Raw genomic sequence first — 22,004 nt, 5'->3', positions numbered from 1 at the left:
TCAGTTCCCGGGTGGGTTGTCGACTACCGCGCCGAGGTACGTGATCGCCAGTGGCGTCTGGGGGAGGGGTGGGGCGGGGACCCACTTCGGGGGGACGTACTCCCACTTGCCGTCGCGGAATTCGGGCGGCGGGTACTCCCAGCTGCCCGGGTCGGGTTGGGGTGGGCAGAAGTAGGTGAGGGGTTCGGTGGTGCGGGGGGCGATTTGGCGGCTTTCGGTGGTGACGCCGTTTGTGCAGGTGATCGCGACGTCGACGCGGTAGGCGTCGTCGGTGTCGTTGCGGCAGGAGTAGTTCTCGCAGGTGAGGCCGGGGGTGAGTTCGGTGGCGGCCGCGGTGGGGGCGAGCGCGGTGAGGCCCAGGGCGGCCAAGCCCAGCGTTGTTCGCAAACCCATGTGTGACTCTCCGATCCGCAGTCCGAACGCGTCACGTTACCGACAAACCGGACAGCCGGGACGTGACCTGTGCCATCCCGGCGGCGGGTTGCGGGGCCGCGCGTGTCCGGATGGCAGGATCAGTGACTGTGAATGCGCAAGTGGAGGCGGTCGTCGATCTGGATGCCATTGCCCACAACGTGCGGATCCTGCGCGAGCACGCGGGTGACGCGGCGGTGATGGCCGTGGTGAAGGCCGACGGCTACAACCACGGCGCGGTCGAGGTGGGCCGGGCCGCGCTGGCCGCGGGCGCGGCCGAGCTCGGAGTGACCACGGTCGGTGAGGCCATGACCCTGCGGCAGGCGGGGATCACCGCGCCGATCCTGTGCTGGCTCAACAACGCCGACGCCGATTTCGCCGCGGCCATCGCCGCCGACATCGAGATCGGGGTGTCCTCGCTGAAGCATCTGCGCGCCGTCGAGCAGGCCGCGCGCACGGTGGGCCGACCTGCGACGGTGACCCTGAAGGTCGATACCGGCCTGCATCGCAATGGCATCGCGCCCGACGAGTATCCCCAGGTCCTCGCGGCGCTGGAGAAGCTTGTGCCCGAAGGCGCGATGCGCCTGCGGGCGATCTTCTCGCACCTCGCGCACGCCGACGAACCCGAGCACCCGTTCCTCGATGTCCAGCGCGACCGCTTCGTCGAGGCGATCGCCGCCGCGAAAACTTACGGCCTGGAACCGGAACTGGTGCACCTGGCCAACTCCGCCGCCACCCTCACCCGGCCCGATCTCGCTTTCGACCTGGTCCGGCCCGGCATCGCCATGTACGGCCTGAGCCCGATCCCCGAGGACTTCGGTCTCCGCCCGGCCATGACGTTGCAGGCGCGGGTCGCCCTGGTCAAACCGGTCGCGGCAGGCGAGGGGGTCTCCTATGGTCACCAGTGGATCGCACCGCACGACACCACCGTCGCCCTTATTCCCGCCGGTTACGCCGACGGGGTGTTCCGCCCGCTGAGCAACCGCTTCGAGGTCTGGCTGGGCGGTGCCCGCCGCCGCAATGTCGGCCGGGTCTGCATGGACCAGTTCGTCGTCGACCTCGGCGACAACGCGGCCGGCGTCGCCGAGGGTGACACCGCCGTCCTGTTCGGCTCCGGCGGCCCGCACCCGCAGGAGTGGGCCGATCTGCTCGACACCATCCACTACGAAGTCGTCTGCGCGCCCCGGGGACGAGTGGTGCGCCGCCACGTCGGAGCCGGTGCGCAGTAAACCGCCGATGCTGTGACCCCCGACATTGTCTCGGTGCACCGCGTGTGTTCGACTCGAAACCGTAGTCGGGCTTGGTCTGAGAGGTTTCCGATGGGATCGCGACGCGCGAATCGCAGCAAGGTCATGCGGGGTGGGATGGCGACGGCGGGTGTCGTCGGCGCGCTGGCCGGCGCGCACGCGCTGCGGCGCATCGGCGCCCGCGTGCTCTGGCCCGCCCGGCGCGACGAATACCGCGACGAGGACTTCGCCCTGCTCGATCGGGATCGCGCGGGCACCGTGCGGGCCGCGGACGGTGTCCCGCTCGCCACCCGCAGCTGCGGTCCCGAGGACGCGCCGGTCACGGTGATCTTCGTGCACGGCTTCTGTAACAGCATGGAGTCCTTCCACTTCCAGCGCCGCGATCTCGAAAAGCGCTGGGGCGCGGGCATTCGCATGGTGTTCTTCGACCTGCGCGGGCACGGCAACTCCGGCTCGCCGAGTACCGAGAGCTGTACCGTCGCCCAGCTCGGCCGTGACGTGGCCGCCGTCCTGGAGGCCACCGCACCGACCGGACCCGTTGTGCTGGTGGGGCATTCGCTGGGCGGCATGGCCGTGCTGGCCGCCGCCGCGCAGTTCCCGCAGCTGTTCGCGGCCCGGGTGATCGGCGTCGGCCTGATCTCGACCGCGGCGGCCGAGGTGACCGCCGCGGGCATCACCCAGCTACTGCGCAATCCCGCGATCGACGGCTTCCGGCTCGCCGTGCACACCGCGCCGGCGCTGGTGCAGGCCGGACGCAGCACGGTCCGGCACGTGATCAGCCCGATCCTGCACGTGAGCTCCTATCACGGCGCGGTCAGCCCGACGCTGTCCCGCTTCACCACCCTGATGATCGATCGCACGCCGATCGAGACCGTCGTCAAGTTCCTCAAAGTCTTCGAGCTGCACGACGAATCGGCCGCGCTGCCGGCGCTGACCCGGACGCCGGTGCTGATCATCAGCGGCCTGCACGACCTGGTCATTCCCTTCCGCAACTCGCGTGCGCTGCACCGCGATCTGCCCGGCAGCGAACTCATCCTGCTGCGTGACGCCGCGCACATGCCGCACCTGCAATTTCCCGACATCGTGACCGAGGCGCTGCACCGTTTGCTGGTCCGCGCCGGCGCGCAGCGGGCCGGCCGCACGACCGCCGCACAATCGATCGGAAACTGAAGCATTACTTGCCCTTTCGGGGGTATTCGCCCTCCGACCTGAAAGGAGGCTCGAATGCCTTTCACATTCCGCAAGAGCTTCAAGATCTTCCCGGGCGTGCGTTTGAACATCAATCGCAAGTCCATGTCCATCACCACCGGTACCCGCGGTGGGCCCCGGCACACCACCAGCACCACCGGTCGCGAGACATCCTCGATGGATCTTCCCGGTCCCTTCGGCTGGCGCCGCACCCGTACGCGTCGCCGGCGCTGACGGCGGGCGCTCCGGCTCCCGCCGGGCGGTAGGCTCCGGTCCACACACAACGGTGGCGATCGGAGGTCGGTATGACGCAGCAGCGGCGAGAATTGCCGACGGTTGCCGACACCGAGGCGCTCGGGCGGGAGCTGGCCCAGGATTTGAAGGCCGGTGATCTGGTCGTCCTCGACGGTCCGCTCGGCGCGGGCAAGACCGCGCTGACGCGCGGCATCGCCGCCGGGCTGGGTGTGCAGGGACGGGTCAGTTCACCGACCTTCATCATCGCCAGGCAGCACCGCCCGGGCGAGCGTGCCATCGGGCTGGTGCACGTGGACGCCTACCGCCTCGGCGGTGATCTGGACGAACTCGACGGGTTGGACCTGGACACCGAGCTCGATCACGCGGTCGTCGTGGTGGAGTGGGGCCACGGGGTCGTCGAGCATCTGGCCGATCGGCACCTGCTGGTCCGGCTGACCCGCGAACCCGAGTCCGATATCCGCACGGCAGTCTGGGATTGGCTCGGCTGAGTGGCCCGCAACACCCGGGTGTGCCAGGAGTGACCTGCGTCAATGGCGGGGAATCCGGCCCTTACCGGCTCCCGTGACGTGAGCAGGTAGCAGCGCGCCGGGGCGAGGTACCACCCGGTATCGTTGGGCCAATCATGCTTGTACTAGCTGTCGACACCGCGACACCTGCCGTTACGGCGGGACTGGTGGAACTGGAGCAGGACACCACCGGTGCGGTTCAACTGCGCACGGTCGCCTCGCGTGTTCGGGTGGACGCCCGCGCACACGCGGAGGTGCTGACCCCGCAGATTCTCGAATGCCTCACCGAGGCAGGTCGTTCCAGGACCGACATCGCCGCCGTCGTCGCCGGTGTCGGGCCGGGCCCGTTCACCGGGCTGCGGGTCGGCATGGCCACGGCCGCCGCCTTCGGTGACGCGCTCGGCGTCCCGGTCTACGGGGTGTGCAGTCTGGACGCCATCGCCGCCGACGCCGCCCCCGACCTGAATCCGGGCCGGGAACTACTCGTCGTCACCGACGCGCGCCGCCGCGAGGTGTACTGGGCCCGCTACCGCGACGGTGACCGGGTGGCCGGTCCCGGCGTGATCAAGCCGGGCGATCTCGAGACCGCCGAGGCCTCGGTCATCGCCGGATCGGCCTCGCACGTGGACTTTTTCGACCTGGCCGTGCTGCCGGTGGAGACGCCGTCACCGGCCGGTCTGGTCCGCGTCGCGGCCGCGGACGTGCTCGCCCGCGTCGTGCCCGAGCCGCTGGTGCCGCTGTACCTGCGCCGGCCGGACGCGGTGGAGAACAGCTTCCGCACGCTGGACCGGACGGGAGCATAGGCCGGTGAACCCAGGCACCCGTCCAGGGCACATCCGTATCGAAGCGATGACCGGCTCGGACATCGAGCGCTGCGTGGAACTCGAACAGCTGCTGTTCCCGGAGGACGATCCGTGGCCGGCGGTCGCGTTCCGCTCCGAACTCGCGGCCACGCACAACCGCTACATCACCGCCCGCGACGAGCAGAACCGCATGGTCGGCTACGCGGGCGTCGCACTGCTCGGTGACGCCGAACACCCCGAGGCCGAGGTGCACACCATCGGCGTCGACCCGGTCTGCCATCGCGGCGGCGTCGGCACCCTGCTGCTGGAGGCGTTGCTCGCCGAGGCGGGCAAGCGCGGCGGCCCGGTGTTCCTCGAGGTGCGCACCGACAACGAACCGGCGATCGCGATGTACGCCAAGCACGGCTTCCACATCATCGGATTGCGCAAGAACTACTACCACCCCAGCGGCGCCGACGCCTACACCATGCGCCGCCCCGAACTGTCCGCGCTGCCGCTCCCCGACGAGGTGCTTTCATGATCGTGATGGGCGTCGAAAGCTCCTGCGACGAGACCGGAGTCGGCATCGTGCGCCGGCACGAGGACGGCACCTGCGAACTGCTCGCCGACGAGGTCGCCTCCAGCGTCGACCAGCACGCCCGCTTCGGCGGGGTGGTCCCGGAGATCGCCTCGCGCGCGCACCTGGAAGCCATCGTGCCCGCGATGCGCCGGGCCCTGGCCACTGCCGGGATCGCCAAGCCGGACGCGCTCGCCGTCACCATCGGACCCGGGCTGGCCGGGGCGCTGCTGGTCGGTGTCGCGGCCGCGAAAGCCTATGCGGCGGCCTGGGATATCCCGTTCTACGCGCTGAACCACCTCGGCGGCCACGTCGCGGTGGACACCCTCGAGCACGGCCCGATGCCGCCGTGCGTCGCGCTGCTGGTCTCCGGCGGCCACACCCACCTGCTGCACGTGGACAACCTGGCCGAGCCGATCCGCGAACTCGGCAGCACCGTGGACGACGCGGCGGGTGAGGCCTTCGACAAGGTCGCCCGCCTGCTCGGACTCGGTTACCCGGGCGGTCCCGCGCTCGACGCGGCCGCCCAGACCGGCGACCCGAAGGCCATCGCCTTCCCGCGCGGCATGACCGGCCCGCGCGACCCGCGCTACGACTTCTCCTTCTCCGGCCTGAAGACGGCCGTCGCCCGGCACGTCGAAGCGGCCCAGCGCCAGGGCATTACGCCGGAGCAGCTGCCGATCCCCGATATCGCGGCCTCGTTCCAGGAGTCGGTCGCCGACGTGCTCACCATGAAGGCCGTGCGCGCGGCCCAGGATCTCGGCGTCGACACGCTGGTCCTCGGCGGCGGCGCCACCGCCAACTCACGGATCCGCTCGCTGGCCGAAGAGCGCTGTGCCGCCGCCGGGTTGACCTTGCGCGTCCCCAAGCCCCGGCTCTGCACCGACAACGGCGTGATGATCGCGGCGCTCGGCGCCCACGTCATCGCGGGCGGCGCGCCCCCCTCCCCGCTGACCGTCGCCACCGACCCCGGCCTCCCGGTCTCGGTCAGCCGCGTCGGCTGAGCCGGTCTCCGGGTTCCGGGGTAGCAGTAGCGGACTGGCCAGGATCAGCAGGCCCGCGATCGCGAGGGCCGTGCGCGGGCTGGTGGCGGCGGCGAGCACGCCGCCGAGCGCGCTGAGCCCGGCGATGGCGGCGCCGGTGCCGATCGACCAGGCCGACAGCGTGCGGGTGACGCGGTCGTTCGGTGTGTGGTCGAGTCGGTAGGTGGCCAGTACCGGGTTGTACAGGCTCATGCTGAGGATGATCGCCAGCTCGACCGCGATCACCGTCGCGAGACCCGGCAGACCGGGTTGGACGAACGCGAGGCCGATCAGCCAGACCGCGCGCAGCGTGCCGACTACCCGCAGGACTCGAGATCGGCCGTACCGTGCCACGACCCGACCGGCCAGCCGGGAACCGATGAGTCCGCCGACGCAGGGTGCGGCGAAGGCCACGGCGTACTGCCAGGGTGGAAATCCGAGCTGCCGGAGCAGGAGCACGGCCAGCAATGGTTCGGTGGCCATGATCAATCCGCTGACGAGCAACTGGTTGAGGTAGAGCGCGCGCAGGCCGGGGTGCGTCAGGAGGTACCGCCAGCCGTCGAGCACCTCGCCGATCCGGCTGTGCCGCGCCCGGATTCGCGGCGGCGGGTCCTCGCGGTCGCGGATCGCCGTGAGTGCCAGCGCCGAGAGCAAGTAGCTGAGCGCGTCGGCCAGCACGGTGACGACCGGTCCGAACACTCCGATCGCCGCGCCGCCCAGGGGTGGCCCGACGGCGATCGAACTCCACGTCGTCGACTCGAACCGCGCGTTGGCCGCGAGCCGATCCTCGCGCCGGAGCATGGTCTTTAGGTAGGCGCCGCTCGCCGCGCCGAAGGTGATCTTGCCCGCGGCGAGCACGGCCGAGACGATCAGCAGTTGCCCGAAACTCAGCCGGCCCAGGGCATAGGCGAGGGGAATCGTCGCCATGGCCGCGCACCGCACCAGGTCCATCGTGATCAGCACCGGTCGCTTGCGGCGATGCTCGACCCACGGTCCGAGCGGCAGCGCGATCAGCGCGCCCACCGCCGGCCCCACCGCCGCGAGCGCGGACACCTGCGCGGGCCCGGCGTCCAGCACCAGCACGGCGATCAGCGGCAACGCCCCGAAGCCCAGCCCGGAGCCGTAGGCGCTGACCGCGTAGGAGGTCCACAGCCAGCCGAACGGCCGGCCAAGGGATCCGCCGAACGCCACGAATCGCACCTCCCGCTCCGAACAACCCACCGTTGATCGCTGCGATCAAAGCAAGGCGGAGGCCGCGGAATCAAACAACGATCCGGTGGTGCGTGACAACCATCCGTTGTACATCGCGCTCGAGCTAGAATCGAACATGAGTTCGAATGTTTGAGGGGTTGGGAGGTGCGGGCAGTGCGACCGCTCCGCCAGTCCGAGATCGCCGGTCTGCTGGCCGACGACATCGTCGCGCATCTGGCCACCCTCGACGCGGCGGGCTATCCGCACGTCACGCCGCTCTGGTTCCTCTGGGACGGTGCGGCTTTCCGGTTGACCAGCCGCACCACCCGCCCGCACGTCCGCCGGATCCGCGCGAACCCGCGCGTCGGCCTCGTGGTCGACCACGAACTCGGTCGCCGCGGCGATCAGCGCCCGAACCGTCAGATCCGGGTGGTCGGCGACGCCCAACTCGCCGACGACGCCGACGGCCAGTGGACGGCGCGCATCCGCGAGAAGTATCTGCGCGCCGACGCGGGCCTAGGGCCGTACGGCGACCGCGTCCTGATCACCGTCAGCCCGACCTTGTTCGTGCCCCTGGCCAGCGTGTGAAATCGGCGGGGCGAATCGGGGACGGGTGTTCAGCACGATCGTCCCGGTCGCTCGCGAGTGCAGTCCGCGCCGCTGCGGCGAATCGGCCAGCATGACACCGAGGTTGAGCAGCGGCAGCGCGAGCAGGACCAGCATGAAGGAGACATAGGGCGCGTTCAGCAGGGCCCGCAGCCCGGCCACCGGCCAGGTCAGCGGACTGCCGTCGGTGCGCACCACCGTCAGCCCCAACACCCGCTTGCCGAGCGTCCGGCCCCACAGCGCCAGCTGAACCCACTCGTAGGCCAGCGGGAGCGCGATCATATTGACCGCCAACGCCACGCCCCAGCCGTCGGATTCGAAGCCGTCGACGGCCGCGCCCACCCCGACGATCACCAGGTTGGCCACGACCATGATCATGCCCGCGAACAAGCCGTCGAGCAGTCGCGCCAGCAGGCGGGTACCCAGGTCGGCGGGCTGCGGCGGCAGTGGCTGCCGGGGATGGGCGTACGGATCGTACGGAGGAAACGTCTGGGCGCCAGGCGAACTCATCTGCGGTGTCTTTCAGCGAAACAAAACCCCGGCGGTCGCTGGGGAACGCTACAACGTACCCCGCGCCCGGGTTTATTGGTTGCTGCTGGACGAGCCGGAGTTGGTGCGGGGCAGCGGGATCGGAATTCTCGTGTGCGCCGGGCCGATCGTCGGGCCCTGTGTCTCCGCGCGCTGGTGCGACGGATCCGAGGAGGAACCCGGGGTGGGCTGGTTGCCGAGCAGCGGGCCGAGCAGCTCCGGGAAGGGGATGGGCGGCAGGTTCGGGTCCGGCCGCAGGGTGGGCTGCTGGCTGGTCTGCGCGGACGTCGGACTGGTCGGCGTGCCCGTGCGCGACGGCGGGGTACTGCGATCCTGCGTGATGGGTGGGATGTTGCCGGTGCGCGACGGCGTGTTGTCACCGGTGCCGACGGTGGTGGGCGTGGGCGTCAGCTGCGAGCTGTTGGTGGTGCCGGCGGGGGAGACCTCGTCGTCGGAGGTCGGCGCGAAAGTCTTGACGCCGTAACCGATGACCAGGCCGACCACCACGATCGCACCCGCGAGCGTGCCGACCACCTTGGTGAACGTGCCGACCGGCGCGTCGTTGGTCAGCGCGGCCACCGGGAACATCGACGGCTGGGCCGCGTCGGCGACCAGCGCGGCGCCCTTGGCGATGACCGCCTCCGGATCGTCGACGCTGAGCACCGGCACCGCGAACTCGTCGGACAGCGTGGTCAGCACGCAGGGGATGTTCGCGCCGCCCCCGATGACCGCGATGGCCTGCGGGTGGCGGGGCGCTCTGGCGAATACCGAGCCGGTGAAATCGGCCAGGTCGTCGAGCAGCTCGGCGATCAGTTGCTCGAAGTCGGCTCTGGTCAGCTTCAGCGGGCGACCGGCGACATGGTCGATGGTGACGGCGGGCGTGACGGAGAGGTGCTCCTTGGCGGCGCGGCCGCGATTCGTCAGCATGCCGCGATTGGGGCGGGTGCCGCGCCGGGCGTAGTGCAGGTCGACCAGGTGGTGGTAGATGAGCTCGTCGATGGCGTTGCCGCTGACCGCGGTGGTGCGCTCGGAGCGCAGCACGGTGCTGTCGGCCTGATCGGCGACGGTGACGCTGAGGCCGGTGGCGCCGAGGTCGACGATGGCGACCGTGTCGTAGCGATCCAGCAGGCCGGTGTGCCGCAGGAAGGTCAGCGCCGCAGTGCTTTCCGGGACCAGCCGCAGATCGCGCTGCTTGCCGGTGGCCGAGCGGATCACCTGGGCCTGCTCTTTGCTGCGGTAGGCCACGGCGACATTGGTGGGGCGGCTGACGGGCTGCTGGCCGGTGAACCCGACCGCGACCGGCGTTCCGGGCCAGGCGATGTCGAAGGACACGTGCTGGGCGGAGGGCAGCTGGGTGGTCATCAACTCGATCGAGGACGCGACCAGATCACCGAGATCGGAATGGGCGGCGTCAGCGGAAACGACGCGATAGTCGAAGCTTTGGGCGCCGTTGGGCGCGGTGGCTACCAGCGCCGAGCAGACGACCTCGTTCCCGGCGGAGATGCCAAGAGACGTTCGCATGTGTTCACCTCCCTTCGAGCGGATGGTCCCGGTGTCGCCGGACCATCTCGAATGGACTGCCGGACCGTCGCGAGTTGGCGCGTTGCCCCTCTGGTGAAGCTGGTTGTGACGCTGTGAAGATGGTGGTGCCGCGGTGACGCTGGATGCTTGGTAAAGCGAAAGGTGCTCGTGGCGAGCTCGGTTCGTGACAAACCTGGCGGCCGGACAAGCGACCGTCGTCCATACTGTCACAATCCGTTATCCGAACGTTACAGTTTTCCAGAACTAATGGAAAGTCCTTCGCGACCGGGACTCAGCGCCCGCGACGGTGTCGCCGCTGCGCCCGCCCGGCCCCGCCCTTGAGCGCTGGCACTCTGCTGTATAGAGTGCTAGTCGGCACAGATGCCGTGTGCCAAGGCAGACATCTGAGCAGGGTTCCGGCACCGCGACGACGGGGCTGTGCGCAGGGTCGCCACCAAGAACCGAACCGATGCACCGAAACAACAGTTCCGGGGCATAAAACCCCTGAAAGTGGAGGACTCAACGTGGCGAGCGTGAACATCAAGCCGCTCGAGGACAAGATCCTCGTCCAGGCCAACGAGGCCGAGACGACGACGGCCTCCGGCCTGGTCATCCCCGACACGGCGAAGGAAAAGCCGCAGGAGGGCACCGTCATCGCCGTCGGCGAGGGACGCGTCACCGACAAGGGTGACCGCATCCCGGTCGACGTCAAGGAGGGTGACACCGTTATCTACAGCAAGTACGGCGGCACCGAGATCAAGTACCAGGGCGAGGAATACCTCATCCTGTCGGCGCGCGACGTGCTGGCCGTCGTCACCAAGTGACCCAGTAAACGTGTGCTGCCCCGGTTCCGCTGAGCGGGGCCGGGGCAGTGCCGTTTCCGGCGCTCCCACAAACCTGAGGAAAAGGACTTATGCCAAAGCAGATCGAGTTCGACGAGAAGGCTCGTCGCGCTCTGGAGCGCGGTGTCGACAAGCTCGCCGATGCCGTCAAGGTCACCCTCGGCCCGCGCGGCCGCCACGTCGTGCTCGCGAAGGCCTTCGGCGGCCCGACCGTCACCAACGACGGCGTCACCATCGCGCGTGAGATCGAGCTCGAGGACCCGTTCGAGAACATGGGCGCGCAGCTGGTCAAGAGCGTCGCCACCAAGACCAACGATGTCGCGGGCGACGGCACCACCACCGCCACCGTGCTGGCCCAGGCGCTGATTCGCGGCGGGCTGAAGAACATCGCCGCCGGCGCCAACCCGATCACCGTCGGCAAGGGCATCGCCCTGGCCGCCGACGCGGTCTCGGCCGCCCTGCTGGAGCTGGCCACCCCGGTCTCCGGCGAGCAGGCCATCGCCCAGGTCGCCACCGTCTCCTCGCGTGACGAGGAGATCGGCGAGATGGTCGGCAAGGCGCTCACCACCGTCGGCAAGGACGGCGTGGTCACCGTCGAGGAGTCCTCGACGCTGCAGACCGAACTCGTTGTCACCGAGGGCGTTCAGTTCGACAAGGGCTACCTCTCGCCCTACTTCGTCACCGACACCGACACCCAGCAGGCGGTCCTCGAGGATGCCTTCATCCTGCTGAACCGCGAGAAGGTCAGCTCGCTGCCGGACCTGCTGCCGCTGCTGGAGAAGATCGCCGAGTCCGGCAAGGCCGTGCTGATCATCGCCGAGGACGTCGAGGGCGAGGCCCTGTCCACCCTGGTGGTCAACTCGATCCGCAAGACCATCAAGGCCGTCGCGGTGAAGGCGCCGTTCTTCGGTGACCGCCGCAAGGCGTTCCTGGACGACCTCGCCGTCGTCACCGCGGCCACCGTGGTGAACCCGGATCTGGGCATCCAGCTGCGCGAGGCCGGCCTCGAGGTACTGGGCCAGGCCCGGCGCGTCGTGGTCACCAAGGACGACACCACCATCATCGATGGCGCCGGCACCGCCGAGGACATCGCGGCCCGCGGCACCCAGCTGCGCCGCGAGATCGAGGCCACCGATTCCGACTGGGACCGGGAGAAGCTGGAAGAGCGCCTGGCCAAGCTGGCCGGCGGCGTCGCGGTGATCAAGGTCGGCGCGGCCACCGAGACCGCGCTCAAGGAGCGCAAGTACCGGGTCGAGGACGCGGTCAGCGCGGCCAAGGCCGCGGTCGAGGAGGGCATCGTCCCCGGCGGCGGCACCGCGCTGGTGCACGCCGGCACCAAGCTCGTCGCGCTGCGCGACTCGCTGTCCGGCGACGAGGCGGTCGGCGTCGAGGTGGTGCGCAAGGCACTCGAGGCGCCGCTGTTCTGGATCGCGGCCAACGCGGGCCTGGACGGCGCCGTCGTGGTCAGCAAGGTCTCCGAGGGCAAGGACGGCTTCAACGCCGCCACTCTGACCTACGGTGATCTGCTCGCCGACGGTGTCGTCGATCCGGTCAAGGTGACCCGCTCCGCCGTCGTGAACGCGGCGTCGGTCGCGCGGATGGTGCTCACCACCGAGAGCGCCATCGTGGAGAAGCCCGCCGAGGAGGCGCACGACCACGGCCACCACGGGCACTCGCACTGAGGTCGTCTACAGCGAAGGCCCCTTGGACCAGGTGTCCAGGGGGCCTTTGTATTTCCGGGGACGCGGGCACGGGGTAGGCACGTGCGCACACGAAAGATGAGGGGGACGGCGGATAGCTGCCGGCCGCGGTGTGCGCGTCGATGGTCGGACGCGCGGTGTGGTGGAGCCGCTACCGGCGCGGTCTGGCGCCGGCACCGGCGAGTACCCGGTCCCGCAGCGAGGCGGGCGGCGCCGTTGCCGTCACCTCGGCCAGCGCCGTCAGCACATCGCCGGTCTCCTGCACTTCGGCGAGGAACGCGGCGCGTAGCGCGGGGTCTTCGCTGTCGAGCAGTTCTTGTACGGAATTGTGGTCTTCGTCGTCGATCGATCCGAGCGCGACGGCGTGCGCGAGATCGACCTGGACTTCGTTCATCTCACGTCACCCCCAAACTTTTCTTCAGTCGAGTGAGTCCGTCCCGAATACGGGACTTAACGGTCGGTAACCCTACGCCAAGATGGGTCGCCACCTCTGCATAGGTGCGCCCGCCGTAATAGGCGAGCGAAATGGCCTCCCGCTGGGTCTCGGTGAGCGTCTTCAACCCTTGCAGAACGGCCTGCTGTTCCATCCTTCGTTCTACTTCTTCGGTGACCTCGTCGAATTCGTTACCGAGAACCCGGATCCCATAGGCGACTTCGCGCTGGGTGTGGGCCTGCTCGGCACGAACTCGGTCGACCGCGCGCCGGTGGGCGAGCGTCATCAACCAGGTCACCGCCGATCCCTTGGCGGAATCGAAACTGGCTGCGGTACGCCAGATCTGGAGATAGACCTCTTGCGTGGTCTCTTCCGCGTACCCCGGGTCATGCAGGACCCGAAGCACCAGACCGAAGACGCGAGCGCACGTCCGGTCGTACAGTTCGGCGAAAGCTTCTTGGTCGGACCTGCCGCAGCGATGCAAAAGGGCGGCGAGCTCGATGCTTTCAGCCGCGCGTGCCGACACCGCAGAATCCACGCTGGGTGGAATGGCTTCTCTTCGGTACGAGTCGCCTTCTGCGGCCGGCGGCCGCGTTGTCACAACGCTCCATTCTGTGTCATCGGTCACCACCGTAGCGGTCCGCTATCGACTCCCTTCCGGTGGGGTCGCGAGGAAACCGGCTGCGGCCCAGCGACTTTGCGGTAACTTCCGACACGCTTGGCTGTTCTGAGTGAACACGCCGTGACACGCCGATAGCTGCCGCGAAACGCCGAACCGCCAACTACGCGACCATCGGGGACACCCGACGCCAGGCTATCGGCGGTAACCGAGAGGTGCCTGGCGGTCGGCGCCGACTGCCGGCGGGTGTTCCGCCGAGAGAGGGCCGGTGTTTTCCGATGATGTTGCAGTGGCCGGTTGTTTGCTAGGCATTCGGCGCGCCGCGCCGTATGGATGGGAGCAAACTTGGCGGGCCGCGACAGCTTCTGCTAAACGGGGCTTATACCGCCATCCGCCGCCGATTGCGGCGGGCGTGCATCTCGCGTTCGGTTTCCGACATCCCGCCCCAGATGCCGTAGGGCTCGCTTACTTTCAGCGCATGGCTGCGGCACTGCATGAGTACGGGGCAGGCCCGGCAGATCTCCTTGGCGCGCATCTCGCGCGCGGTGCGGGCGCGGCCGCGCTCGCCGTCGGGGTGGAAGAACACCGCGGAGTCTTGTCCACGGCAGGATCCTCGCATCTGCCAGTCCCAGACATCGGCATTCGGCCCCGGTAGGTGGGTCGGCATAGGCACGGTGAACTCCTCATGATGCGAGCTCGTCAGCATTGTCGAGCAGTTGGTTCTGCAAAGTAGTCGGTGCACGGCCGGGTCGGTGGTGCACCGAGACTCGCCCTTCTCGGTCGCTGCAATTTCGCGCGGCGCCGACCGTGGCGATGAGCTACGTTAGGTCCAGCCGCGAAATTCCGTCAATAGTTCGACGCACCGGTTCGAGAAATCTTCAATGGTGAGATTTAACCTTCCAGCTGTTTACTTTTAACATCGTTGCCGGTAATACTGTTCGTTTGGCCAGTTCGCGTTCGGCCCCGGCATGGCCTGTGGGCAACATTATTTGCGCTGGTAGACAAGGCTTTTGGGGGCTTGCATCCGCCGTCTCCGGTGGTAGCTGCGGTGCCGGGCCGGTGATCCGAGCCACCATGGGGGTTCTCGCCGGGGGCAGTCGAGATGGCCGAATCGGGGCGGCCAGGTTAATTGCGAGAAACGCATGTGAATATGTGTCGCTGCTACTCGCGCATTGTCGGCGGAGATTTACCTGATAGAAACACGACCCCGGACTGTAAATGCTGGAAGGTTGCCGGGGTGGTCCTCGCGGCCGTGTGGCGGGCGCCACATCGGGGCCGGGATAGGGTTTGCCGGTGCGCGCGCCGGATTTGTCCCTGGATACCCGATCTGCAGTCCTCGCTTCCGCCGCTTTCGGCGCCGCGCCGGGGTGTGCCGCTGCCGAGTTGCCGATTGCCTCAGACGGCCTGGATTCCTGGCATCGCGCGGTCGCCCTGGGTGGTCAGGGGTATTACGCCGCGGCCCGCGTCGAATTGCGCCGGCTGCGCGCCCGCACCGCCGATCCGGTGCTGCGGTCGCTGGCCACCAGTACCGAGGGCTCGCTGCTGCGCCAACTCGGCTGGCACGCCGCGGCTTCCGCCTTCGACGGCCGGGCCGCCGCCCTGGCGCTGCCGCTCGACGCGCAGACGCCCGGCCGCGCCCAAGCCGTCTGCGATGCGCTGACCGGACTCGCCGCCGACGCGCTCGGCACCGGGCGGCTCGCCTTGGCGGCCCGGCTGCTGCGGCGGACCGGGCAGGTTCTCGACGACCCGGCCGCCGAGCAGTCGGGAGAGCTCTGGCGGGCCCGCGTTCGCTGGCACTGGGTCAACGCGGAGACCGCCCTGGCTACCGGCGCCCTCGACGCGGCCCGGCGCCACGCCGAAGCCGGACTGGCACTTGCCGAGGCGGCTCCCTCGGTGCGGCACCGGACGAAATCCCGGCTGCTGCTCGCCGCGGCGTGCCTGGTGTCGGGTGATTCGGATCTCGCCGCCACGCAGGCCGCCGACGTCGCCGCCGAGTGCCGCGAACACGGTCTGGAGCCGCTGCGCTGGGCCTGTGCGATGTTGCGTACCGGTCTTGCCGACGGCACCGCGGCCGCCGAGGCGCAGGCCTGCGTAAACGTTATTTCCCGTCGTGGCGGGCACTTTCGCTGACCAGGCCCGGGGCAGCCCCGACCGGCCCGGTTGACGCCACAACCCACCGTGTTGCCCGGATGTCTGCGGTCTATCGCTATTGTTAGACCCGTTCCGCCGGTCGGGCGGAAGCACAGGTCATCGACCAGTGCCACTTGTAACGCCAGGAATCTCGCTGACGATGACGAACACGGGCGAAGAGTTGGACCTCGCCGTCGCTGCCGCTGCGCAGGGCGACAGGACCGCTTTAGCTCAGGTACTCGAACTGGTCCGTCCGTTAGTAGTCCGCTACTGCCGGGCGCGGATCGGTGCTGCGGAGCGCGGACAGCTCTCCGCCGACGATGTCGCGCAGGAGGTATGTCTGGCCGTGATGACCGCCTTGCCCAGGTATCAAGACCAGGGCCGGCCCTTCATGGCTTTCGTATACGGAATCGCGTCACACAAGGTCGCAGACGCCCATCGCAACGCCGCCCGTAACAAGGCGGAGGCAATGGCCGAAGTACCAGATGTCATATCCACCGACCACGGTCCGGAACAGCGAGCTCTCGAATCGGAAGCGAGCAGGCAGATGAACCGCCTGCTTGCCACGTTGCCTGAAAAGCATCGGGAAATCCTGGTCCTCCGCTTGGTCATGGGTTTGTCAGCAGAAGAAACCGCAGCCGCCGTGGGCAGTACGGCGGGTGCGATCCGGGTGGCCCAGCACAGGGCGCTCGCGAAACTCAAGTCTCAAGTGGCGAGGGCAGGTGAAATGTATGGCTAGGGATGGCGAGCGCGGTCGGGGCGACTGGAAGGCGCGACGTGGATCGCGAAACAGCGGTCCCTACGCCGACGGAAATGGCGGCGAGACCGGACCGGTGGACATCGCGGCAGTACGCCACGATGACGCGCTGATCGACGCCATCTCCAGTAACGGCCCCGTACAGACCGACAGCGAGCAGGAATTCCAGCTCGCGACGCTGCTGGCGGATTGGCGCGCGGAACTCATCGCGCCGCCACTGCCGGCCAGCCCGGATCTGGACGAGGTCGTCGCGGCGGTAAATCAAGAAATCGGCGCGCGAAAAATACGCGCCGCCGCATCGACCGGTGGGCATTTGCGGCTGGTACGCCCGCTACTCGGTGCTGCGGCCGCACTCGCGCTCGTCTTCGGCGGTGTTACCGCTTTCTCCTACAACGCCGAGCCGGGCAATCCGCTGTGGAAGGTCAAGGAGGTCGTGTTCAGCGAACAGGCCCAGACCACCGTGGTGAACCGGGCTGACGGGCAGCTGGGGCAAGCGGGACAGGCTCTGCAACAGTCGAATCCGACGCAGGCCGCAGCGCAGCTGGGGCGTGCGAAGGACAATCTCACACAGGTCAGCGATCCGGAGAAGAAAGCCGAGCTGGAAGCCGATTGGAAGCGGTTGGTCGAAGACTTGCGCGGGTCCTCCGCGGAGGGCGCGGCACTCGCGGCACAGCTGGTTCCGATCTCGGACCCCTCCGGCTCGACCACCAAGCCGCCGGTGTCCAGCGTCAACCCGGTGCCGGTGACCCCTGGCGGGGACACCAGCACGAAGCCGGATCCGGGCTCCACGGCGGCCACCCAGCCGCCGGTGACGTCGGAACCGCCGGTGACGCCGCCCACCACGCCACCGCCGGTTGTCATCGACCCGCCGACGACGGTGCCCACGGCGCCGCCGTCGACGGTTCCGCCGACCACCATCGGTACGGTGCCCTCGGCGGTCACGCCGACCGGCGGCGGGGATGTGACGATTCCCACTCAGCCCTCGTTGCCCTCGGTTCCGGGTACGACCGCCACGTTCGTGATCCCGAGCGTGCCGAGCCTGCCCGGACCCAGTAGCTAGACAGCACAGCGACAACGAGCGCCGACCAAAGCATTTGGTCGGCGTTTTGTTGTATTCGGGAGTGCATCAGGGAGAGCGTTGCTGCTGGGGCGCGTGCGTGTGCTTACCCCAGGTCAGCTATCGAAACCCACCCGGTGACTCGGTTCAGCTGTCGAAACCGTCGAAGCCGTCGCCGTGGAAGGCCTCGTTCATCGAGGCGTCCGCGTAGCCGCGGCAATAATCCCAGGTGACGTACGCTTCCGGCGTCGGATCGTAGGCGGGCTCGTGGGGGCGCACCGTGCCGTCGACGAGCAACTGCAACAGGTTGGCGCGCAGCATGTCCCAGTCGTGGTAGTGATCCTGCCTGCAGTCTTCGCAGCTGACCACGAGCCCGCGGATACCGCGATGGCCTAGGAGAGCTTCGTAAACCGCGAGATCAGCGAGATCCTCCTCGACCGCAAGGCGCTCGTGGGGATCCAGCGGTTCGCCGGGCTCGATGGCATCGAGCGCGGCGGACGGGTCGGAGGGGTCTCCGGCGAAGGGATCCGGCGGCAAGCCAGGTGGTAGATGGTCACGCACACACCCACGGTACGCAGAACATGGCGGTCTGCGCCAGCTATGTGGAGCGCAAGTTTCGCAGACGGCGGGAACCGCGCCTGCGGGAAGGTCGGGTTTGCTCGGCAGATACCATGGTGCCCAGGCTCGCGGGCTCTGAGCCCGTCGCCGCCGCCGTCCATCCCATCAGTTGTGCGTGACCCCGGTCCCCCGGTGTCTCTCGCTTTCGACGTCCAGGAGGGGTCGATCCGAATGAGTAATCCCGTACCGGGCGAACGGCTCGCAGTCCGCCCCCCTACGGGTGGCGACGACCCGACCAAGATCGCCATGCTCGGCCTCACGTTCGACGACGTGCTGCTGCTGCCCGCCGCATCGGATCTCATCCCCAGCTCGGTGGAGACTTCCAGCCAGCTCAGCCGGGATATCCGTCTGCGCACCCCACTGGTCAGCTCGGCCATGGATACCGTCACCGAGGCTCGGATGGCCATCGCCATGGCCCGTTCCGGCGGCATGGGCGTGTTGCATCGCAACCTGGCCGCCGCCGATCAGGCCGCCCAGGTGGAGACGGTGAAGCGCTCCGAGGCCGGCATGGTCACCGATCCGGTCACCTGCCGCCCGTCCGACACGCTCGCCGAGGTGGACGCCATGTGCGCCCGGTTCCGCATCTCCGGCCTGCCGGTGGTGGACGAGACGGGCGCGCTCGTGGGTATCTGCACCAACCGCGACATGCGCTTCGAGGTGGACCAGAACCGCCGCGTCGCCGACGTGATGACCAAGGCGCCGCTGATCACCGCGCGCGAGGGCGTCACCGCCGAGGCCGCGCTGGGTCTGCTCCGCCGCCACAAGATCGAGAAGCTGCCCATCGTGGACGGCAACGGCAAGCTGCGCGGTCTCATCACGGTCAAGGACTTCGTCAAGACCGATCAGTACCCGAACGCCACCAAGGACCGCGACGGCCGCCTGCTGGTCGGCGCCGCCATCGGCGTCGGCGAGGATTCCTGGTCGCGCGCGATGACGCTGGCCGACGCCGGCGTGGACGTGCTGATCGTGGACACTGCACACGGCCATCAGGCCGGCGTGCTGAAGATGGTCACCAAGGTCAAGGCCGAGGTCGGCGAGCGCATCCAGGTGGTCGGCGGCAACGTGGCCACCCGGGCCGGCGCGCTGGCGCTGGTCGAGGCCGGCGCGGACGCCGTGAAGGTGGGCGTCGGTCCCGGCTCGATCTGTACCACCCGCGTGGTCGCCGGTGTCGGCGCGCCGCAGATCACCGCGATCCTCGAGGCCGTCGCCGCGTGCAAGCCGCACGGCGTGCCGGTGATCGCCGACGGCGGCATCCAGTACTCCGGTGACGTGGCCAAGGCCATCGCCGCGGGCGCGTCCACCGTGATGCTCGGCTCGCTGCTCGCGGGCACCGCCGAGTCCCCGGGTGAGCTGATCCTGGTGGGCGGCAAGCAGTTCAAGAGCTACCGCGGCATGGGCTCGCTGGGCGCCATGCAGGGCCGCGGGCAGGCCAAGTCCTACTCCAAGGACCGCTACTTCCAGGACGACGTGCTCGCCGAGGACAAGCTGGTCCCCGAGGGCATCGAGGGCCGGGTGCCGTTCCGCGGCCCGGTGAGCCAGGTCATCCACCAGCTGGTCGGCGGTCTGCGCGCGGCCATGGGCTACACCGGCTCCGAGTCCATCGAGCACCTGCAGGAAGCGCAGTTCGTGCAGATCACCGCGGCCGGGCTGAAGGAAAGCCACCCGCACGACATCACCATGACCGTCGAGGCCCCGAACTACACTGGTCGCGGCTAGACGGCTTGACAGTCGCGCGTCCGCGCGCGACTACCCTGTTCGCGGGAGTCGGGGCGCCCAGGTCGTTGATCACGGCCTGGGCGGCTCCGTCCGCGGGAGTGGCCCGAACTCGGGCCGCCCCGCCCGCGACAGCCGACGCACCCAGATGGCGGGCGAGCTCACACGCTTCGTGCCGACGGCACAACGCAGTCGTGCCTGGGCGCGGCAATCACACACAAGCAAGGAGTACAGACGTGCGCGACATGGTCGAGATCGGCATGGGCCGGACCGCCCGGCGTACCTACGAGCTGGACGATGTCGACATCGTGCCCTCGCGGCGGACCCGCTCGTCCAAGCAGGTCTCGCTGGCCTGGCAGCTCGACGCCTACCGGTTCGAGATCCCGTGCCTGGCGCATCCGACCGACGCGCTGGTCTCGCCGAAGTTCGCCATCGAACTCGGCCGCCTCGGCGGCCTGGGCGTCATCAACGGTGAGGGGCTGTGGGCCCGGCACGCCGACGTCGAGGCCAAGATCGATCAGCTGGTCGAGCTGGTTGCCAAGGGCGGTTACGAGCGGGCCATCGCGCTGCTGCAGGAGCTGCACGCCGCGCCGATGCAGCCGGATCTGCTCGCCGCCGCCGTGGCGCAGGTGCGGGCCGCCGGCGTGACCGTCGCGGTGCGGGTCAGCCCGCAGAACGCGCGGGCGCTGACCCCGGCGCTGGTGCAGGCCGGCGTCGACCTGCTGGTCGTGCACGGCACCATCATCTCCGCCGAGCACGTCGGCGGTGTTGTTTCGAGCGACCCGCAAGCAGTCGCAAGCGATGGTGAGCCGCTGAACCTGAAGACCTTCATCTCCGAACTGGATGTGCCGGTGGTCGCGGGCGGGGTGAGCGATCACAAGACCGCGCTGCACCTGATGCGCACCGGCGCTGCCGGCGTCATCGTCGGCTACGGCTCCTACCCGGGCGCCACCACCACCGGCGAGGTGCTCGGCATCGGCGTGCCGATGGCCACCGCGATCGCCGACGCCGCCGCCGCGCGGCGCGACTATCTCGACGAGACCGGCGGCCGCTACGTGCACGTCATCGCCGACGGTGACATCGCCACCTCCGGTCAGCTGGCCAAGGCCATCGCCTGTGGCGCCGACGCCGCGATGCTGGGCGTGCCGCTGGCGATGGCCGCCGAGGCGCCGGGCCGCGGCTGGTACTGGCCCTCCTCGGCCGCGCACCCGTCGGTGCCGCGCGGCTCGATGCTGCACGTGGACGATCCGTGGGATCTGGGTGGCGAGTCCACCGAGCCGGACCGCCCGCCGCTGGAGCGCGTCCTCTACGGCCCGTCCGATGATCCGTTCGGTTCGCTGAATCTGGTCGGTGGCCTGCGTCGTTCGATGGCCAAGGCGGGATACTCCGACCTCAAGGAATTCCAGAAGGTCGGACTGTCCGTTCGCGCCTGAGCGGTTCAGCGCGAATGCACGCGGTGTTCGCGCAGGAATTGCCGGATGGCGTGGTTCACCGGGGCCGGATGGGTCATGGTGACCGCGAGCCGCGCCCCGGTGATCTCCACATAGGTCGAACGGGCGATACCGCGCACCAGGTGCCGGGCCCGTTCGTGCGCGATGCCGCTGGCAGTGGCGTGGATAACCAAAGCGGGACAGGCGATTTCGGTCAGCCGATCGAGGACCGACTCGCGGGCGAGCAGGCAGCCGGCGGCGACCTCGATCCCGCGGCGGTCGCGGGTCAGCCAGCGTTTGGTCCAGATCTCGCGGTACCAGTCGTCGTCGCCGATCAGCCAGTGCGCCAATTGATTCACCGCCTGCTGACGGGAATCGTCGTCGTACCACTGGTCCAGGAACTTCTGGGTGGCCGTGGACTGTTCGGGCGTCGGCCCGTGCGCCTCGGTGCTGATCAGGATGAGCGCGGAAACTCGTTCCGGCGCGATGAGGGCCGCGCGTAGCGCGGTGAACCCGCCCTGCGCGGTGCCGCCGATGACGGCGCGCTCGGCGCCGAGCTGGTCCAGCACCGTGAGGGCGTCGCGGGCGGCGGTCCAGTAGGTGAAGGGCAGTCCTTGATCGGTGGTGCGGCCGTGCCCACGCGCGTCCCAGGACACGATGCGGAATTCCGGTGCCAGCGCGGCCATTTGGGACGCGAACATGGTGCGGTCCATGAAGAACTCGTGGGCGAGCAGCACCACCGGACCGTCACCGCCACTGTCCTCGTAGTGGATGTCGGCGTCTATCGCACGGGCGAATGGCACGAGCAGAGGATAACGTTGAGCGGTCGGGCGTCACCTCGCTTCGCTCGGTAACGCCCGCCCGCGAAGCT

23 protein-coding genes and 1 pseudogene are annotated in these 22,004 nt (G+C 69.0%); 15 read left to right on the top strand and 9 right to left on the bottom strand.

Annotation, left to right across the window (positions count from 1 at the left end):
* On the bottom strand, window positions 1-393 hold the full coding sequence (locus tag AB0H76_RS36685) for a hypothetical protein (protein WP_357331890.1): 393 nt from the start codon (window positions 391-393) through the stop codon (window positions 1-3).
* A gap of 110 nt (window positions 394-503) precedes the next feature.
* Between AB0H76_RS36685 and alr the strand changes: the two genes are divergently transcribed.
* The 7 genes from alr (at window position 504) to tsaD (ending at window position 5,970) form a co-directional block, all read left to right on the top strand.
* Window positions 504-1,640, top strand: coding sequence for an alanine racemase (gene alr, locus AB0H76_RS36680; protein ID WP_357331888.1), 1,137 nt, complete (start codon window positions 504-506; stop codon window positions 1,638-1,640).
* Window positions 1,641-1,730: 90 nt separating this feature from the next.
* Complete coding sequence (locus AB0H76_RS36675; protein ID WP_357331886.1) at window positions 1,731-2,828, top strand: alpha/beta hydrolase; 1,098 nt, start codon at window positions 1,731-1,733, stop codon at window positions 2,826-2,828.
* Window positions 2,829-2,882: 54 nt separating this feature from the next.
* Entirely contained in the window at window positions 2,883-3,080 is a 198-nt protein-coding gene (locus AB0H76_RS36670; RefSeq protein WP_357331884.1) for a DUF4236 domain-containing protein, read from the top strand.
* A gap of 71 nt (window positions 3,081-3,151) precedes the next feature.
* Entirely contained in the window at window positions 3,152-3,589 is a 438-nt protein-coding gene (tsaE, locus tag AB0H76_RS36665; protein ID WP_357331882.1) for a tRNA (adenosine(37)-N6)-threonylcarbamoyltransferase complex ATPase subunit type 1 TsaE, read from the top strand.
* Between the two features lie 134 nt (window positions 3,590-3,723).
* Entirely contained in the window at window positions 3,724-4,410 is a 687-nt protein-coding gene (gene tsaB / locus AB0H76_RS36660; protein ID WP_357331880.1) for a tRNA (adenosine(37)-N6)-threonylcarbamoyltransferase complex dimerization subunit type 1 TsaB, read from the top strand.
* A gap of 46 nt (window positions 4,411-4,456) precedes the next feature.
* Complete coding sequence (gene rimI / locus AB0H76_RS36655; RefSeq protein WP_357332220.1) at window positions 4,457-4,930, top strand: ribosomal protein S18-alanine N-acetyltransferase; 474 nt, start codon at window positions 4,457-4,459, stop codon at window positions 4,928-4,930.
* Window positions 4,927-5,970, top strand: coding sequence for a tRNA (adenosine(37)-N6)-threonylcarbamoyltransferase complex transferase subunit TsaD (gene tsaD, locus AB0H76_RS36650; RefSeq protein WP_357331878.1), 1,044 nt, complete (start codon window positions 4,927-4,929; stop codon window positions 5,968-5,970). The genes rimI and tsaD overlap by 4 nt, the downstream gene beginning before the upstream one ends.
* A 27-nt stretch (window positions 5,971-5,997) precedes the next feature.
* Here tsaD and AB0H76_RS36645 read toward each other — a convergent pair.
* Window positions 5,998-7,179 (bottom strand): annotated as a pseudogene (locus tag AB0H76_RS36645) (MFS transporter); the annotation flags it as partial.
* Window positions 7,180-7,353: 174 nt separating this feature from the next.
* Here AB0H76_RS36645 and AB0H76_RS36640 point away from each other — a divergent pair.
* Window positions 7,354-7,767: a pyridoxamine 5'-phosphate oxidase family protein gene (locus AB0H76_RS36640; RefSeq protein ID WP_357331876.1), complete on the top strand. Its 414-nt coding sequence runs from the start codon at window positions 7,354-7,356 to the stop codon at window positions 7,765-7,767.
* On the opposite strand, the gene AB0H76_RS36635 is transcribed toward AB0H76_RS36640, so the two are convergent.
* Window positions 7,696-8,295, bottom strand: coding sequence for an RDD family protein (locus tag AB0H76_RS36635; protein WP_357331874.1), 600 nt, complete (start codon window positions 8,293-8,295; stop codon window positions 7,696-7,698). The two genes, AB0H76_RS36640 and AB0H76_RS36635, sit on opposite strands and share 72 nt — an antisense overlap.
* A 72-nt stretch (window positions 8,296-8,367) precedes the next feature.
* Window positions 8,368-9,834, bottom strand: coding sequence for an Hsp70 family protein (locus tag AB0H76_RS36630; protein ID WP_357331872.1), 1,467 nt, complete (start codon window positions 9,832-9,834; stop codon window positions 8,368-8,370).
* A gap of 524 nt (window positions 9,835-10,358) precedes the next feature.
* Here AB0H76_RS36630 and groES point away from each other — a divergent pair.
* On the top strand, window positions 10,359-10,658 hold the full coding sequence (gene groES / locus AB0H76_RS36625) for a co-chaperone GroES (RefSeq protein ID WP_014981824.1): 300 nt from the start codon (window positions 10,359-10,361) through the stop codon (window positions 10,656-10,658).
* Window positions 10,659-10,747: 89 nt separating this feature from the next.
* Window positions 10,748-12,358, top strand: a complete 1,611-nt coding sequence (gene groL / locus AB0H76_RS36620; protein WP_357331870.1) for a chaperonin GroEL — start codon at window positions 10,748-10,750, stop codon at window positions 12,356-12,358.
* 169 nt (window positions 12,359-12,527) lie between these two features.
* Here groL and AB0H76_RS36615 read toward each other — a convergent pair whose 3' ends face one another.
* The 3 genes from AB0H76_RS36615 to AB0H76_RS36605 form a co-directional block, all read right to left on the bottom strand.
* A complete protein-coding gene (locus tag AB0H76_RS36615; RefSeq protein WP_357331868.1) occupies window positions 12,528-12,770 on the bottom strand; it encodes a hypothetical protein in 243 nt (80 codons plus the stop codon).
* A 1-nt stretch (window position 12,771) separates the two neighbouring features.
* Window positions 12,772-13,347, bottom strand: a complete 576-nt coding sequence (locus tag AB0H76_RS36610; protein ID WP_357332218.1) for a sigma-70 family RNA polymerase sigma factor — start codon at window positions 13,345-13,347, stop codon at window positions 12,772-12,774.
* A gap of 460 nt (window positions 13,348-13,807) precedes the next feature.
* On the bottom strand, window positions 13,808-14,101 hold the full coding sequence (locus tag AB0H76_RS36605; RefSeq protein ID WP_014981828.1) for a WhiB family transcriptional regulator: 294 nt from the start codon (window positions 14,099-14,101) through the stop codon (window positions 13,808-13,810).
* Between the two features lie 710 nt (window positions 14,102-14,811).
* Between AB0H76_RS36605 and AB0H76_RS36600 the strand changes: the two genes are divergently transcribed.
* The 3 genes from AB0H76_RS36600 (at window position 14,812) to AB0H76_RS36590 (ending at window position 17,375) form a co-directional block, all read left to right on the top strand.
* On the top strand, window positions 14,812-15,558 hold the full coding sequence (locus AB0H76_RS36600; protein ID WP_357331866.1) for a hypothetical protein: 747 nt from the start codon (window positions 14,812-14,814) through the stop codon (window positions 15,556-15,558).
* A 160-nt stretch (window positions 15,559-15,718) separates the two neighbouring features.
* Entirely contained in the window at window positions 15,719-16,297 is a 579-nt protein-coding gene (locus AB0H76_RS36595) for a sigma-70 family RNA polymerase sigma factor (protein WP_356973907.1), read from the top strand.
* The gene (locus AB0H76_RS36590; RefSeq protein ID WP_357331864.1) at window positions 16,290-17,375 is read left to right on the top strand and encodes an anti-sigma-D factor RsdA; all 1,086 of its coding nucleotides are present in this window, start codon (window positions 16,290-16,292) and stop codon (window positions 17,373-17,375) included. The genes AB0H76_RS36595 and AB0H76_RS36590 overlap by 8 nt, the downstream gene beginning before the upstream one ends.
* A gap of 144 nt (window positions 17,376-17,519) precedes the next feature.
* On the opposite strand, the gene AB0H76_RS36585 is transcribed toward AB0H76_RS36590, so the two are convergent.
* Window positions 17,520-17,933, bottom strand: a complete 414-nt coding sequence (locus tag AB0H76_RS36585) for a DUF5319 domain-containing protein (protein WP_036533470.1) — start codon at window positions 17,931-17,933, stop codon at window positions 17,520-17,522.
* Between the two features lie 228 nt (window positions 17,934-18,161).
* Here AB0H76_RS36585 and guaB point away from each other — a divergent pair, with 228 nt between their 5' ends.
* Together guaB and AB0H76_RS36575 are read left to right on the top strand one after the other, a co-directional pair.
* Complete coding sequence (gene guaB / locus AB0H76_RS36580) at window positions 18,162-19,706, top strand: IMP dehydrogenase (RefSeq protein ID WP_357331862.1); 1,545 nt, start codon at window positions 18,162-18,164, stop codon at window positions 19,704-19,706.
* A 233-nt stretch (window positions 19,707-19,939) separates the two neighbouring features.
* Window positions 19,940-21,136: a GuaB3 family IMP dehydrogenase-related protein gene (locus AB0H76_RS36575; protein WP_357331860.1), complete on the top strand. Its 1,197-nt coding sequence runs from the start codon at window positions 19,940-19,942 to the stop codon at window positions 21,134-21,136.
* Between the two features lie 5 nt (window positions 21,137-21,141).
* Here the strand turns inward: AB0H76_RS36575 and AB0H76_RS36570 are convergent, their stop codons facing one another.
* Entirely contained in the window at window positions 21,142-21,936 is a 795-nt protein-coding gene (locus AB0H76_RS36570; RefSeq protein WP_357331858.1) for an alpha/beta hydrolase, read from the bottom strand.
* Between the last annotated feature and the right edge of the window lie 68 nt (window positions 21,937-22,004).

Origin of the sequence: Nocardia sp. NPDC050712, from assembly GCF_040654295.1 — a bacterium.
Lineage (GTDB): Bacteria > Actinomycetota > Actinomycetes > Mycobacteriales > Mycobacteriaceae > Nocardia.
This window is presented reverse-complemented; position numbering and strand designations above follow the sequence as displayed.

What these genes read in the sequence shown, in the direction of transcription:
- AB0H76_RS36685 (WP_357331890.1), bottom strand. Translation starts at nt 393, where the DNA reads ATGGGTTTGCGAACAACGCTGGGCTTGGCCGCCCTGGGCCTCACCGCG.
- alr (WP_357331888.1), top strand. Translation starts at nt 504, where the DNA reads ATGGCAGGATCAGTGACTGTGAATGCGCAAGTGGAGGCGGTCGTCGAT.
- AB0H76_RS36675 (WP_357331886.1), top strand. Translation starts at nt 1,731, where the DNA reads ATGGGATCGCGACGCGCGAATCGCAGCAAGGTCATGCGGGGTGGGATG.
- AB0H76_RS36670 (WP_357331884.1), top strand. Translation starts at nt 2,883, where the DNA reads ATGCCTTTCACATTCCGCAAGAGCTTCAAGATCTTCCCGGGCGTGCGT.
- tsaE (WP_357331882.1), top strand. Translation starts at nt 3,152, where the DNA reads ATGACGCAGCAGCGGCGAGAATTGCCGACGGTTGCCGACACCGAGGCG.
- tsaB (WP_357331880.1), top strand. Translation starts at nt 3,724, where the DNA reads ATGCTTGTACTAGCTGTCGACACCGCGACACCTGCCGTTACGGCGGGA.
- rimI (WP_357332220.1), top strand. Translation starts at nt 4,457, where the DNA reads ATGACCGGCTCGGACATCGAGCGCTGCGTGGAACTCGAACAGCTGCTG.
- tsaD (WP_357331878.1), top strand. Translation starts at nt 4,927, where the DNA reads ATGATCGTGATGGGCGTCGAAAGCTCCTGCGACGAGACCGGAGTCGGC.
- AB0H76_RS36635 (WP_357331874.1), bottom strand. Translation starts at nt 8,295, where the DNA reads ATGAGTTCGCCTGGCGCCCAGACGTTTCCTCCGTACGATCCGTACGCC.
- AB0H76_RS36630 (WP_357331872.1), bottom strand. Translation starts at nt 9,834, where the DNA reads ATGCGAACGTCTCTTGGCATCTCCGCCGGGAACGAGGTCGTCTGCTCG.
- groL (WP_357331870.1), top strand. Translation starts at nt 10,748, where the DNA reads ATGCCAAAGCAGATCGAGTTCGACGAGAAGGCTCGTCGCGCTCTGGAG.
- AB0H76_RS36615 (WP_357331868.1), bottom strand. Translation starts at nt 12,770, where the DNA reads ATGAACGAAGTCCAGGTCGATCTCGCGCACGCCGTCGCGCTCGGATCG.
- AB0H76_RS36595 (WP_356973907.1), top strand. Translation starts at nt 15,719, where the DNA reads ATGACGAACACGGGCGAAGAGTTGGACCTCGCCGTCGCTGCCGCTGCG.
- AB0H76_RS36590 (WP_357331864.1), top strand. Translation starts at nt 16,290, where the DNA reads ATGGCTAGGGATGGCGAGCGCGGTCGGGGCGACTGGAAGGCGCGACGT.
- guaB (WP_357331862.1), top strand. Translation starts at nt 18,162, where the DNA reads ATGAGTAATCCCGTACCGGGCGAACGGCTCGCAGTCCGCCCCCCTACG.